Origin of the sequence: Thermosulfurimonas sp. (assembly GCF_015491435.1) — a bacterium.
Classification (GTDB): domain Bacteria; phylum Desulfobacterota; class Thermodesulfobacteria; order Thermodesulfobacteriales; family Thermodesulfobacteriaceae; genus Thermosulfurimonas_A.
In genome coordinates this window covers 1-12,033 of record NZ_WFVX01000004.1, presented here as the reverse complement: position 1 = coordinate 12,033, position 12,033 = coordinate 1, and the positions used below count along the sequence as shown (strand labels likewise).

14 protein-coding genes and 1 pseudogene are annotated in these 12,033 nt (G+C 58.1%); 12 read left to right on the top strand and 3 right to left on the bottom strand.

The features are described from left to right. The 10 genes and pseudogenes from F8J34_RS00175 to F8J34_RS00130 all read left to right on the top strand — a co-directional run. Window positions 1–196, top strand: a pseudogene (locus tag F8J34_RS00175) (hypothetical protein); the annotation flags it as partial. A 39-nt stretch (window positions 197–235) separates the two neighbouring features. Continuing rightward, the gene (locus F8J34_RS00170) at window positions 236–427 is read left to right on the top strand and encodes a CooT family nickel-binding protein (RefSeq protein WP_297055048.1); all 192 of its coding nucleotides are present in this window, start codon (window positions 236–238) and stop codon (window positions 425–427) included. Beyond that, on the top strand, window positions 424–609 hold the full coding sequence (locus F8J34_RS00165; protein WP_297055045.1) for a hypothetical protein: 186 nt from the start codon (window positions 424–426) through the stop codon (window positions 607–609). Before F8J34_RS00170 ends, F8J34_RS00165 begins: the two co-directional genes overlap by 4 nt. Continuing rightward, a complete protein-coding gene (gene argS / locus F8J34_RS00160; protein WP_297055042.1) occupies window positions 575–2,209 on the top strand; it encodes an arginine--tRNA ligase in 1,635 nt (544 codons plus the stop codon). Before F8J34_RS00165 ends, argS begins: the two co-directional genes overlap by 35 nt. Before the next feature lie 3 nt (window positions 2,210–2,212). Then, complete coding sequence (locus tag F8J34_RS00155) at window positions 2,213–2,794, top strand: SPOR domain-containing protein (RefSeq protein ID WP_297055039.1); 582 nt, start codon at window positions 2,213–2,215, stop codon at window positions 2,792–2,794. Then, a complete protein-coding gene (locus tag F8J34_RS00150; RefSeq protein WP_297055037.1) occupies window positions 2,791–3,264 on the top strand; it encodes an N-acetyltransferase in 474 nt (157 codons plus the stop codon). The genes F8J34_RS00155 and F8J34_RS00150 overlap by 4 nt, the downstream gene beginning before the upstream one ends. Next, window positions 3,215–4,189: a radical SAM protein gene (locus F8J34_RS00145; protein WP_297055034.1), complete on the top strand. Its 975-nt coding sequence runs from the start codon at window positions 3,215–3,217 to the stop codon at window positions 4,187–4,189. Before F8J34_RS00150 ends, F8J34_RS00145 begins: the two co-directional genes overlap by 50 nt. Before the next feature lie 46 nt (window positions 4,190–4,235). Beyond that, entirely contained in the window at window positions 4,236–4,556 is a 321-nt protein-coding gene (locus F8J34_RS00140) for a TusE/DsrC/DsvC family sulfur relay protein (protein WP_297055031.1), read from the top strand. Between the two features lie 166 nt (window positions 4,557–4,722). After that, complete coding sequence (locus tag F8J34_RS00135) at window positions 4,723–6,195, top strand: hypothetical protein (RefSeq protein ID WP_297055029.1); 1,473 nt, start codon at window positions 4,723–4,725, stop codon at window positions 6,193–6,195. A gap of 97 nt (window positions 6,196–6,292) precedes the next feature. Then, window positions 6,293–7,144, top strand: coding sequence for a helix-hairpin-helix domain-containing protein (locus tag F8J34_RS00130; protein ID WP_297055026.1), 852 nt, complete (start codon window positions 6,293–6,295; stop codon window positions 7,142–7,144). Here the strand turns inward: F8J34_RS00130 and cobD are convergent. Then, complete coding sequence (gene cobD, locus F8J34_RS00125; protein WP_297055023.1) at window positions 7,128–8,204, bottom strand: threonine-phosphate decarboxylase CobD; 1,077 nt, start codon at window positions 8,202–8,204, stop codon at window positions 7,128–7,130. The two genes, F8J34_RS00130 and cobD, sit on opposite strands and share 17 nt — an antisense overlap. Then, window positions 8,201–8,992 carry a formyltransferase family protein gene (locus F8J34_RS00120; protein WP_297055020.1) on the bottom strand — a complete coding sequence of 264 codons (792 nt, stop codon included), beginning with the start codon at window positions 8,990–8,992 and terminating at the stop codon, window positions 8,201–8,203. Before F8J34_RS00120 ends, cobD begins: the two co-directional genes overlap by 4 nt. 78 nt (window positions 8,993–9,070) lie before the next feature. Here F8J34_RS00120 and F8J34_RS00115 point away from each other — a divergent pair, with 78 nt between their 5' ends. Continuing rightward, complete coding sequence (locus F8J34_RS00115; protein ID WP_297055018.1) at window positions 9,071–9,364, top strand: CopG family antitoxin; 294 nt, start codon at window positions 9,071–9,073, stop codon at window positions 9,362–9,364. Further along, window positions 9,361–9,786 (top strand): type II toxin-antitoxin system VapC family toxin, encoded by a 426-nt coding sequence (locus F8J34_RS00110; protein ID WP_297055015.1) that lies wholly within the window; start codon window positions 9,361–9,363, stop codon window positions 9,784–9,786. The genes F8J34_RS00115 and F8J34_RS00110 overlap by 4 nt, the downstream gene beginning before the upstream one ends. A gap of 60 nt (window positions 9,787–9,846) precedes the next feature. Here the strand turns inward: F8J34_RS00110 and katG are convergent, their stop codons facing one another. Further along, window positions 9,847–12,012: a catalase/peroxidase HPI gene (katG, locus tag F8J34_RS00105; RefSeq protein WP_297055013.1), complete on the bottom strand. Its 2,166-nt coding sequence runs from the start codon at window positions 12,010–12,012 to the stop codon at window positions 9,847–9,849. Window positions 12,013–12,033 lie beyond the last annotated feature (21 nt).

Sequence of the window (12,033 nt, the reverse complement as noted above, 5' to 3'; positions counted from 1 at the left end):
GTACGGATCCCGGAGGAGGGCCTCCCGTAAGGGGGCCATTCTGCTTCATGCCCTGGCCCTGGCTCTGGAACATCCGGTAAAAAGGGAGCCGCTTTTCCTCTTTGCGCCTTTGCCGGATTATTTTCCAATAGCCGGCCCCGAGCCGGGGGAGATAGCCCGGCTTCTGGGCATGGACAGGGAGCCGAATAGGATATAGTCTTAAGGCGTTAAGCCCAATGTCTGAGGAGGAGGGTATATGTGTCAGACCCGGGTGGTGGTCCGCAGGGGAGACCAGGAGGAGGAGATCATGCGCGAGGTGGTGGCCCTCAGGGTGGAACCGGAGGAGGTGGTGCTTCAGACCTTTTTCGAGGAACCCAGACGGGTGCGGGGAAAGATCCGGGAGATCGATTTCATGAAACACGTGGTGGTTCTGGAGGAAGAGGCATGAAGCCCCGGCCGGAAGAGGCCGAACCGGTCTTGTGTGCCCGGTGCGCCTGGCGGGAGCACTGTACCAAACGTTTTTCCTTTGATAACACCAAGCCCATAAAGTGTCCGGATTTCAGCCCGGATGTGACGCTCAAGGACGAGACCGAAGATGATCGTCAGGAAGATACGGGAGGAACTGCTTAAACATCTTCCGGAGGATCTTCCCTTCAAGGTGGAGCCTCCTCCCCGGGAGGAGATGGGGGATTACGCCACCAATGCGGCGCTGGTGGCCGGAGGAAGGGTAAAAAGATCGCCCCGGGAGCTGGCCTCGGAGCTTGCGGAGAAGCTTTCTCGGAGGAAGGATCTTTTCTCCCGGGTGGAGGTGGCGGGTCCGGGTTTTCTTAATTTCTGGGTAGCCCCTTCCTACTGGCAGACGGTGGTGCAACGGGTGCTGGAGAAGGGAGACACCTACGGACGAAGCGAGCTGGGGAAGGGGAAGAAGGTGCAGGTGGAGTTCGTTTCCGCCAATCCCACCGGACCTTTACATGTGGGGCACGCCCGGGGAGCCGCGGTGGGCGATACCCTGGCCCGGATCCTCGCCTTTGCCGGCTATGAGGTGGTGCGGGAATATTACATCAACGATCGGGGCCGGCAGATGGAGGTCCTGGGGCGCTCGGTGTGGCTCAGGGCCCGGGAGCTTTCCGGAGAAGAGATCGAGTTTCCCCAGGACCATTACCGGGGAGAGTATATTCGGGATCTCGCCGCAAAGCTCCTCTCCGAGCGGCCGGATCTTCTCCAGCTTCCAGAAGGCGAAGCCCTCTCCCTCTGCCGGGATTTTGCTCTGCGGGAGATCCTTTCCGAGATCCGTCGCGATCTGGAGGATTTCGGGGTCTTTTACGATGTGTGGTATTCCGAAAAGGAGCTTTACGAGAAGGGAGAGGTGGAAGAGGCTTTGAGAGAACTTCAGGAGAAGGGGCATCTTTACGAGGCGGAGGGAGCCCTGTGGTTCCGGGCCACGGCCTTCGGGGACGAGAAGGATCGGGTGGTGCGCCGGGCCAACGGCGAGCCCACCTATTTTGCTTCCGATATTGCCTATCATCGCGAAAAGTTCCTCAAGAGGGGCTTCGATCTGGTGGTGGACGTATGGGGAGCGGACCATCACGGCTATGTGCCCCGGCTTAAGGCCGTACTTTCGGCCCTGGGGGTGGATGCGGACAGGCTGAGGGTGCTCCTGATCCAGATGGTGAACCTCATCGAGGGGGGGAAACTGAAGAGCATGTCCACCCGGGCCGGGGAATTTGTCACCCTGCGGGAACTGCTCGAAGAGGTAGGCCGGGATGCCATGCGTTTCACCTTTCTCACCCGCAAATGTGATGCCCCGCTGGATTTCGATGTGGAACTGGCCAAGGCCCAGCGGACGGAGAACCCGGTTTACTATGTGCAATATGCGCATGCCCGGCTGGCCAGCGTCTTTCGGAAGGCCGAGGAGGCGGGGCTGGAGTTCCCTTCGCCCTCGGAGATTCCTCTGAATCGTCTGGATACCCCGGAGGATTTCAGGTTGCTCAAGCTGCTGGATTTTTTCCCTCTGGTGGTGGAGGAAGCGGCGGAGATGCTGGAACCCCATCGTATTACCTATTTCCTGTTGGACCTGGCCACGGCCCTGCACGACTACTACACCAAACATCGGTTTCTTTCCGAGGATGAAGAAAGATCCCGGGCCCGTCTGGCCCTGGCCCGGGCGGTGAAACAGGTCCTGGCGCAAGGACTGAATCTTCTGGGGGTTTCGGCCCCGGAAAGGATGTGACCCATGGCCAAAAGATTTAGATTTGAACTGGGGTTTCTGGGTCTGATCTTTGTATTTCTCCTTATGGTCTGTCTCTTTCTGTGGATGTTTATTCTGGGGGTATGGTTCGGCCAGAGGATGATGGGGAAGGGCCCGTCTCCGGTGGCGGAAAAGACCCTCAAGAAGGTACCGGAGGAGCTTCCGGCCGAGGAGGTAATGCCCCCACCCGGCCTTGCCTCCACGGAGAATCAGACCCGGGGGGAAGCTCCTCCGCGGGCGGTTTCCCAACCCGAGGTTTCGAAGGAGAAGGTTTCTCCCGCGCCCTCCAAGCCGGAGAAAGCCCCTCGCCCGGAGGAAAAGCGTCCCTATTATGCCCTTCAGGTGGCCTCGTTTAGGGATCCGGGGGAGGCCCAGAAATACGCTTCTTATTTTCGGGACCGGGGGTATGCGGCCCGGGTGGTGAAGGTCAATCTTCCCCGCAAGGGGATCTGGTATCGGGTCTATGTGGGACATTTTGCCACGCGGGCCGAGGCCGAGGCTGCCTATCGCAAGCTCAAGGCCTCCAAGTGGATCAAAAAGGCCTATATTCAGAAGATCCATCCGTGATTCGTAAGGCCCGTCTTAAGGACGTTAAGGATATTCATCGGTTGATAACCCATTTTTCCAAGACCGGGCAGGTCATTCCCCGTCCTCTGGGGGAGCTTTACGAAAGCGTGCGGGAATTTTTCGTTTATGAGGTGCCGGAGAAGGATCTGATTGCCGGGGCCTGTGGTCTTCACATCGTATGGGAGGATCTGGGAGAGATCCGGTCTCTGGTGGTAAGCGAGGAGTATCAGCGGGAGGGTATCGGAGCGGAGCTGGTTCGGGCCTGTCTGGAGGAGGCCCGGGAGCTGGGGCTGTCCAGGGTGTTTGTGCTTACCGTGGTTCCGGATTTTTTCCTCCGTCTGGGTTTTCGATGGATAGAGAAGGGCAAACTTCCGCACAAGGTCTGGGCCGATTGCATACGCTGTCCCAAGTTTCCGGATTGTGACGAGGTGGCCCTCATTTACTCCCTGGAGGTGGGGGATCGGGGATAAACTCAGGGCGGTAAGACGGGCCCGGGAGGTTCTGGCGGAACATCTTTCCGCCTGTCGGCTATGTCCGTGGGAATGCGGGGTGGATCGGCGAGCCGGGAAAAGGGGCCGGTGCGGTCTTCCGGCCGGGCCGGTGGTCTCGGGATACGAGCCCCATTTCGGAGAGGAGGCCTGTCTGGTGGGGGAGACCGGTTCGGGGGCGGTCTTTTTTACCGGGTGCAATCTTTTCTGTGTTTTCTGTCAGACCTGGGAGATCAGCCGCGAACGGCGCGGGGTGGAGATCTCGGAGGAGGATCTGGCCCGGATCTTCCTGGAACTTGAGGCCAAGGGTTGTGTGAACCTGAATCTGATCACCCCCACTCCCCAGATCCCGGTCATCCTGGGGGCCCTGGAGAGGGCGCTGGAGAGGGGATTTCACCTTCCGGTAGTTTACAATACCGGGGGGTATGAACGGGTGGAGGTGTTGAGAGAGCTTTCCGGGGTGGTGGATATCTATCTTCCGGATTTTAAGGTGTGGGATCCGGAGGTGGCCGAGAGGATTCTCGGGGCCCGGGACTATCCGGAGGTGGCCCGCAGGGCCATCAAGGAGATGTATCGTCAGGTAGGAAATCTGGTCCTGGACGAAAGAGGGGTAGCGAAAAAGGGTCTTTTGGTGCGACATCTGGTCTTGCCCGGAGATCTGGCCAATACTCGGGCTATTTTGCGTTTTCTGATTCGGGAAGTTTCCGCGGAGATATACATAAATCTAATGGGACATTATCACCCGGTAGGGGAGGCCTCTCGTTATCCCCCGCTCGATCGTCCCCTTACGCACAAAGAATGGGAAAAAGCTATCCAAGAAGCCAAAAAAATGGGAATTTTTAAATTAGATCGTACTCACTGGTCTTTATTGCCTTTAATACTCCTTGACAATTCGGCAGAGGAGTAATAGATTATTCGCTAACCAAGAATACTCGGAAAGGAGGAGGTTGATCATGCCCGTAGTTGAGTACAAAGGTAAGAAATTTGAAGTTGACGAAGACGGGTTCCTGGCCGGCGGACTGGATGCGTGGTGCATGGAGTGGGTGGAATATGTAAAAGAGCAGGAGGGTATTCAGGAGCTTACCGAAGAGCACTGGAAGATCATTAAGGTTCTGCAGGACTACTACAAGAAGAACGGTGTGGCGCCCATGGTACGGATTCTTTCCAAGGTTACGGGTTATCCGCTGAAGAAGATCTATGAACTCTTTCCCTCCGGTCCGGGTAAGGGGGCCTGTAAGATGGCGGGTCTTCCCAAGCCTACCGGTTGCGTGTAAGGTTATGGTTACGAAGACGGCCCCTGTCCAGGTAGTAGAGGCAGGGGTCGTCTTGTTGTGATTTTGAAGGGAGCTGTCTTATAATTGGGGGAGGCAAAAATTTCAAATTGAAGGAGGTTAGGTGATGAGGAAGGTATGGATTTGGGTAGTGGCTTTAGTTTTTGGTTTGGCAGGTTTGGCCCAGGCGGCCAGTGTAGAGCTTCACGGGGAGTTCGGGGTCAAGGTGCAGACCAGTAATGCCTGGGGGATGTTCGAGAAGAGCGATACCCCTAACCTGGTGAAGGGGCTGTTGGGAGCGGCTGGGAATGAGGCCTACAAGCTGGATGCTCAGAATGGAGCCAATAGTGCCTGGGCTACCACCGATGCCGGGGTAACGCTGGATACGGTCAAAATCAATGGTAGCGACGTGGATCTTGATGACACCTGGGCTTCGCTCCAGTTCCGTCTGTGGGCTGTGGCGGCAAGCGACGACGGCAAGATCAAGGGGACCTGGGCCATGGAGGTGGGGTCCCTGAGGTTTGGTGAAAACAATAGTGCGGGTCCGGATGAGCTGGTGCCCCGCAATGAGGGCGAGAATATTGAGGTGCGGCAGATGTCGCTTGAGTTTGCCCTTCCGTTCCTGCAGAACCTGAATCTGCGTCTGCGGGCCGGTCTCAACCCCTATTATGTAAACCGCTTCCTCTGGAACGAGACCGCTCCGGGTATCGATCTTTCCGGGAAGTTCGATCTGGGCAACGTGCCCACCTCCTTCGTGCTGGTCTGGGTGCGCGGGTTCGATAACACCTGGCTGGATAACAATGAGCAGAATAACGATTTTGATGCCTATGCCGCGGTGGTGGCCTTCGATCTCTCCAAGGTCATCAGTGCGGTGGACAAGGCGCAGGCCAAGGTTTACTACATCCCCATGAACGGTCAGGACGGTGTGCGGGTACCTTATGGGGTAAATGCCGGTCTCTGGACGGATGTGCAGCCCTACTACCTGGGTGGTGATGCCCAGTTCTCCTATCGGGGAGTGGATGTGGATCTGGGTGTGATTCACATGGGTGGTGATGCCAATAATATCCATAACAATGGTGAAGATGTTGATTTTGATGGCTGGTTCTCCTATGTGGATCTCGGATATCAGGTGAACGACCAGCTGCGGGTCTCCTTCCTGGGCTGGTGGGCCAGCGGAGACAACAACTCCACCAAGGGTGATGTGGACAGCTATATCGCCGTGGACACCCACACCGAGGGGAGCGTGGTCCTCTTTGAGGACGGTGCCTTTGATGATGGGTACGCGGTTTCCAGCGCTCCCTATCTCAACCAGCTCGGTTTCCAGATGTATCGTCTGCGGGTGGATTACAAGGCCACTCCGAAGCTCTCCCTGGCGGCGGCGGTTAACTACATGAAGTTCGACGAGGATGCCAAGTGGGTGGAGGATAACGGCAGCCGTCACAGCGACGATGACATCGGTTGGGAGCTTGACGTCTATGCCAACTACGAGCTCTATAACAACCTCAAGGTGAACCTGGCTGCGGGTTACCTCTGGGCCGGTGATGCCCTGGATGCCTGGGCCGACAAGGACGGAGATGGTCTTGTGGATAGCAGCGCCGATGACATGTACCGGGTGTCCCTGGGTGTAACCTACACCTTCTAAGCCCGGTAAGAGGGTCTTAAGGGGGGCGGCGAAAGCCGCCCCCTTTTTTATTGGGGAAAGCTTTACTTCCTTTCTCCTTCAGGGCACAATGGAAAAGGTGAGAAACAGGGCCCAAAAGTGTCATTTCTTTCTGATTCTTTTCCTTTTTTTTCTTTCGGTTCCGGCCTTAGGACTTGATATCAATAGCGCTACCGTGGAGGAGCTGGCCTCTCTTCCTGGGGTGGGGCCGGTGCTGGCCCGCAGGATCGTTGAATATCGCTCCCGGCACGGTCCCTTCCGTCGGCCGGAGGATCTCCTGAAGATAAAGGGTATCGGTCCGGCCCGTCTGGCGCGTCTTAAGCCCTATCTGGAGTTCGGTCTCTCTTCCTCCAACTCTCCGAAGAAGATTTCCCGGGAGGACTCGGCCGGGGGGTACATTTATCGCTGGGTGGATGATCGGGGAGTAGTCCATTTTACCGAGTTTCCCGAAGACATTCCGCCCCGTTTCCGTTCCCGGGCCCAGAAGATCCCCCTTCCGGTGGGACCTGAGGAAAAGTCCGCCGGCGGAGCGGAAACCGGTCCGGTATCTCCTTCCTCCCCCGGGTTTGAGGAGCCCAAGACCGATATCCGGGGCCGGGACCTTTCCTGGTACCGAAAGGAGAAAGTCCGGCTCAAGAACGAAATCGCCCGGCTTCGGGCCCAGATCGAGGAGAATCGCCAGGCCATGCGGCTTCTTCATGGGGGGTCCTATATCGCCCGCCGGGGGGTTCGTACTAAATACGGGATCAAGCTGGGGAAGGGGCCTCTTCTTCGCCGCTGGGCGGAATACAAACGCCTGCGGCGCATCAATCAGGAACTGGAGAAGAAGCTTTCCAAGCTAGAGTATCGCCTGGAGAAGGGCCTTTACCGCGAGGCCCTCCGGGCTCATGCCCCGGACGAGGTACTCGAGTTTCTCAGGAAGGATCCTTAAGCGCCTGCTCTAAGGCCTCGAGGAGCCTTTCGTTTTCTTCCGGACTTCGTAGGGCGATCCGAACGAATCTATCCGAAAGCCCCCGGAAGTTTCCGCAGGCCCGGATGAGGAGCCGGGCTTCGGTGAGGAGCCGATCGCGTAGGTCTTTTCCGGATATTCCCTCCGGGAGTTCCGCCAGGAGAAAATTGGTTCTCGAGGGGAAGACGGAAAGGCCGAGGGCGGAAAGTCTTCGCCTCACCCGGGGCCTTTCCTCGTTGAGAAAGGCCCGCACCCGGGCCTCATGTTCCTTCTGAGCAAGCAGAAATTCGCCGGCCACCTGGGCCAGACGGTTTACAGCCCAGGGAAGCTCCCGGCTGCGGAGCACCTCGGAAAGAGGGCCTTCTGCCGCGGCCAAACCCAGGCGAAGCCCCGGGACGCGATAGATCTTGGAGAAGGAAAAAAGCACCACCAGGTTCTCCGGATAAGGCCTTGCGGAAAGGAGGCTTTCCGTATCCTCTGCGGCAAAGGGCAGATAGGATTCGTCCACCACAAAGACCGCCTCCGGATGCCGGGTGATGAGGCCGTAAAGGGCCTCCCTTTTAAGAAAGGCCCCGGTGGGGTTGTTGGGATTGCAGATAAAGACGAGATCACCCGAAGAGATAAGATCCTCGAGTTCCTCAAGCGGGGGCCGAAAATTATCTTCTTTTCGGGCAAAAACGTAATGCGCCTTGATTCCGGCTCGCCCTGCGGCGTCTTCGTAGTCCGCGTAGGTGGGCCCCAGGATAAGGACCCTTTGGGGCTTTAAGGCCTCGGGCAGGGCGAAGATCCATTCCGTGGTGCCGGAAGAGGGGAAGAAGGCCTCCTTGGAAAGACCGAAGCGGCGGGCGAGGGCCCGGCGGAGGGTGAAGCTATCGGCCTCGGGGAGACGTTCTATCTCCGAAAGGTGCCGCGAAAGGAGTTCGTAGAGGCCCTCCGGAGGGGGTAGGGGGCTTACGTTGCTGCTGAAGTCAAGGATTTTCCCCGGGGGAAGGCCCATTTCCCGGGCCAGGTGATAGACCTCGCCTCCGTGGCCCCGGATCACCTCCAGGCTCCGGTCGCAAGGTGGCGTTCGATACGTTCCGAAAGATCTAAAGGCAGGCCCGGGCTATCCCAGCGGATCTCCCCCTCGGCAAAGGCCTTAAGGGTATAGACGATAAGGGGAAGCTCCCGCCGCACGCCCTCCTCCCGGATCCTCCGGAAGAGGGGTTCGGCCTCGCCCTCCTCGCGCCTTAAGGCCGAAAGCCCCCGGGAAAGAAGTTTCCTTTCACATTCCTTCCAGAGGGGATCCCAGCTCCCTCCCCGGATGGGGAAGCGGCAGAAGGTTACCGCCGGGCCCTCGTCGAGCACCGGGGTGACCCGGTGCATCATGACCCCGGTCTCCGCGGCTCGGGCGGAGATGAGCTGCCAGATGACCTCCTGCCAGGTGCCCTTGGGGCCTCCGGGAAGGGCCGGATGGAGGTTTAACATGGGAAGGGCCTCGCAGGCCTCCTCGGAGACCACCCACATGTAGCCGGCAAGCACCACGAGATCCACCTCCTCGGGAAGGAGTTCCAGTACCCGTCGGTGATAAAAGGTGCGCCAGGTCTTACGGTCCTTCTTACGAAGCTCGGGCTCAAACTCCCGGGCTGAAAGGTGGACCACCTTAAGGCCTAATTCTCGGCAGAGGTCAAGGAAGAGATCCGACTCCCGGCTTTCTCCGGGACGACGCGATAGGAAGACATAGACGATTTCAGCCGGGATGAAGCCCTCGCGGATACGGTCGTGGACGGTCTTAAGGAGGAGCCTTGCGGCCTCGTCCCTTCCGGTGGAAAACCAGCCCAGCCGATACATGTTTCTTTTGTAAAAGGTTTTCGGCCTGCGGTCAATTCCCTGGAGCCACTCCGGAAGGCTTCCCTCTCAGAGGGATTCTTGCTTCCTGAATTCATAATATGTAAAATTGATATACCAATCACTCATAAGGAGGAAAAAGTGGCTAAATCGCGGCGTATCTCCTTGCTTTTACCCGAAGAACTGATAGAGCATTTAAAAAGAGAGGCTGAAGAATTAGGGATCGGGTATCAGACCCTGATAAAAATCAAGTTGATGGAAGATATGAGAAGAAAACGGATGGTGGAATGGGGCACCGGGAAGCCCGGTGGGGTGAGGATCAAAGCCGGGCCCGGGAAAACCCTTTCGGAGATAGTGATTGAGGACAGAAGATGACCCTTTATCTGGACACTTCTGCCCTGGTAAAACTTTATGTGGAAGAAGAATTTTCGGATTGGGTATTAGAATGGACGAAAAGGGCCGAAAGGATAGCTTCGAGTGGGGTGGCTTATGCCGAAATGGCCTCGGCCTTAAGGCGTATTTTCCAGGAGGAAAGGATAAGCGCGGAAGATCTGAGAAGAGTCTGGAAGGCCTTTAAGGAAGACTGGGAGGGTTATACCAGAGTGTGGCTGACTCAAGAGGTGGCAAATCTGGCCGCGGATTTGATTTTCCGATACAGATTGAAGGGCTTTGATGGGATTCATCTGGCTTCAGCCAGTCTTTTAAAGGATGTGGTGGGAAAAGTGGTCTTCGTTTCCTTTGACCGCAAACTCAATGAAGCTGCGGCTTCAGAGACCCTGGAAGTATTAAAGGTATAGACCCTTCATTCTGGAAGACTCACTACGGGGCAGGGGCGGGGAGAACCCCGCCCCTAAAGTTTAACGCAGGTCGAAGCGGTCGAGGTTCATGACCTTGTTCCAGGCGGAAACGAAATCAGCCACGAATTTTTCGCGGCCGTCGTCTGCGGCATATACCTCGGCCACGGCCCGGAGCTCGGAATGGTGTCCGCAAAGGAGGTCCACCCGGGTGGCGGTGAAACGGAGTTTTCCGGTGTGCCGGTCGTAGCCCTCAAAGAGCCTGCGGGTCTCGTCCACAGGCCGCCATTCAAGGTCCATGGAAAGGAGATGCACGAAAAAGTCGTTGGTGAGAGTTTCGGGCCTTTCGGTAAAGACCCCGTGCAGAGAGCCGTCCCAGTTGGTCTTAAGCACCCGAAGGCCCCCGAGAAGGACCACCATCTCGGGAACGCTCAAGGAAAGGAGATCGGCTTTATCCACCAGCATCTCCTCCGGGGAAAGGGGCGCCCGGGGACTCAGGTAATTCCGGAAACCGTCGGCCAGAGGCTCCATGTATTTCCAGCTTTCTACATCTAGGTCCTCCTGGGGGAGATCCACCCTTCCGGGGGTGAAGGGCACGGTGATCTCCATCCCGGCCCTTCGGGCGGCTTCCTCCACCGCGGCGCAGCCCGCAAGCACAATGAGGTCCGCAAGCGAGACCCGTTTGTTCCCCTTCTGGGAGGTGTCGAACTCTCTCTTGATCCCCTCGAGCACCGAAAGGACCCGCTCAAGGAGCGGGGGGTTGTTGACCTCCCAGTCCCTTAAGGGTTTCAGACGGATGCGGGCCCCGTTGGCCCCGCCGCGCAGGTCGCTGGCCCGGAAGGTAGAAGCTGAGGCCCAGGCAGTAAAGACCAGCTCCGAGACCGTAAGTCCGGAAGAGAGAATCATTTCCTTGAGTTTCCGGATGTCCTCGTCCTCAATGAGGTCAAAGTCCCTTTCCGGAAGGGGATCCTGCCAGGGGAAGACCTCTTCCGGCACCTCGGGCCCAAGGTAGAAGGACCGGGGGCCGAGATCGCGGTGGGTGAGCTTAAACCAGGCCCGGGCAAAGGCCCGCTCGAACTCCTCCGGGTTTTCCAGAAACCGCCGGGCGATCTTCTCATAGACGGGATCGTAGCGCAGGGCAAGATCCGTGGTGAGCATGAAGGGTTTGTGTTTCTTGTGGGGGTCATGGGCGTCGGGGATGATCTCCGGGGCGTCCTTGGCCACCCACTGGTGTTTCCCGGCCGGGCTCCTGGTGAGCTCCCATTCGTACTTGAAAAGATTGTGCAGGAAATTGATGCCGAACTTTATGGGGGTTACGGTCCAGGCCCCTTCGAGACCGCTGGTGAAGGTGTCCGGCCCCTTTCCGGTGCGGTAGTGATAGCGCCAGCCCAGGCCCTGTTCCTCAAGCTCGGCCTCTTCCGGCTCCGGTCCCAGATATTCCTCTCCGGCGGCCCCGTGGCATTTCCCGAAGCTGTGGCCTCCGGCGATGAGGGCCACGGTCTCCTCGTCGTTCATGCCCATGCGGGCGAAGATAGCCCGGATCTCCCGGGCCGCGGCCTTCGGATCGGGGTTGCCCCCCGGCCCCTCGGGGTTCACGTAGATGAGCCCCATCTGGGTGGCGGAAAGAGGGTCCTCGATGCCCTTCTCCCGCTTCCGGGCTTCGTCCGAAAGCCACTCGCTTTCCGAGCCCCAGTAGGTGATCTCGTCACGCTCCCAGGCATCCGGCCGCCCCCCGGCAAAACCTATAAGCCTTACGCCCATGGATTCCAGGGCCACGTTTCCGGCCAGAATCAGGAGATCGGCCCAGGAAAGCCGCCTTCCGTATTTTTTCTTGATGGGCCAGAGAAGACGCATGGCCTTGTCCAGGTTCACGTTGTCCGGCCAGCTGTTTCGCGGGGCCAGACGCATGTAGGCCCCCCGGGCCCCGCCCCGGCCGTCAAAGAGCCGATAGGAACCGGCGCTGTGCCAGGCCAGGCGCACGAAAAGCGGCCCGTAGTGGCCGAAATCCGCCGGCCACCATTCCTGAGAGTCGGTCATGAGCCGTCGTAGATCCTCCTTCACCGCCTCGAGATCCAGTTTCCTGAACTCCTCGGCGTAGTCGAATTTTTCACCGTAAGGGTTGGAACGGGCCTCGTTCCGCCTCAGGGGAGAAAGATTCACCCGGTAGCTCCACCACGAGTCCTTCCTCCTCCCGCCACCGGTCAGGGGCTTTTTGGTTTTCTCTTCCATGGAAACCTCCTTGAATTAGAT

Coding starts and splice junctions, on each gene's coding strand:
- F8J34_RS00170 (WP_297055048.1), top strand. CDS start 236: ATGTGTCAGACCCGGGTGGTGGTCCGCAGGGGAGACCAGGAGGAGGAG.
- F8J34_RS00165 (WP_297055045.1), top strand. CDS start 424: ATGAAGCCCCGGCCGGAAGAGGCCGAACCGGTCTTGTGTGCCCGGTGC.
- argS (WP_297055042.1), top strand. CDS start 575: ATGATCGTCAGGAAGATACGGGAGGAACTGCTTAAACATCTTCCGGAG.
- F8J34_RS00155 (WP_297055039.1), top strand. CDS start 2,213: ATGGCCAAAAGATTTAGATTTGAACTGGGGTTTCTGGGTCTGATCTTT.
- F8J34_RS00140 (WP_297055031.1), top strand. CDS start 4,236: ATGCCCGTAGTTGAGTACAAAGGTAAGAAATTTGAAGTTGACGAAGAC.
- F8J34_RS00120 (WP_297055020.1), bottom strand. CDS start 8,992: ATGTATCGGCTGGGCTGGTTTTCCACCGGAAGGGACGAGGCCGCAAGG.
- F8J34_RS00110 (WP_297055015.1), top strand. CDS start 9,361: ATGACCCTTTATCTGGACACTTCTGCCCTGGTAAAACTTTATGTGGAA.
- katG (WP_297055013.1), bottom strand. CDS start 12,012: ATGGAAGAGAAAACCAAAAAGCCCCTGACCGGTGGCGGGAGGAGGAAG.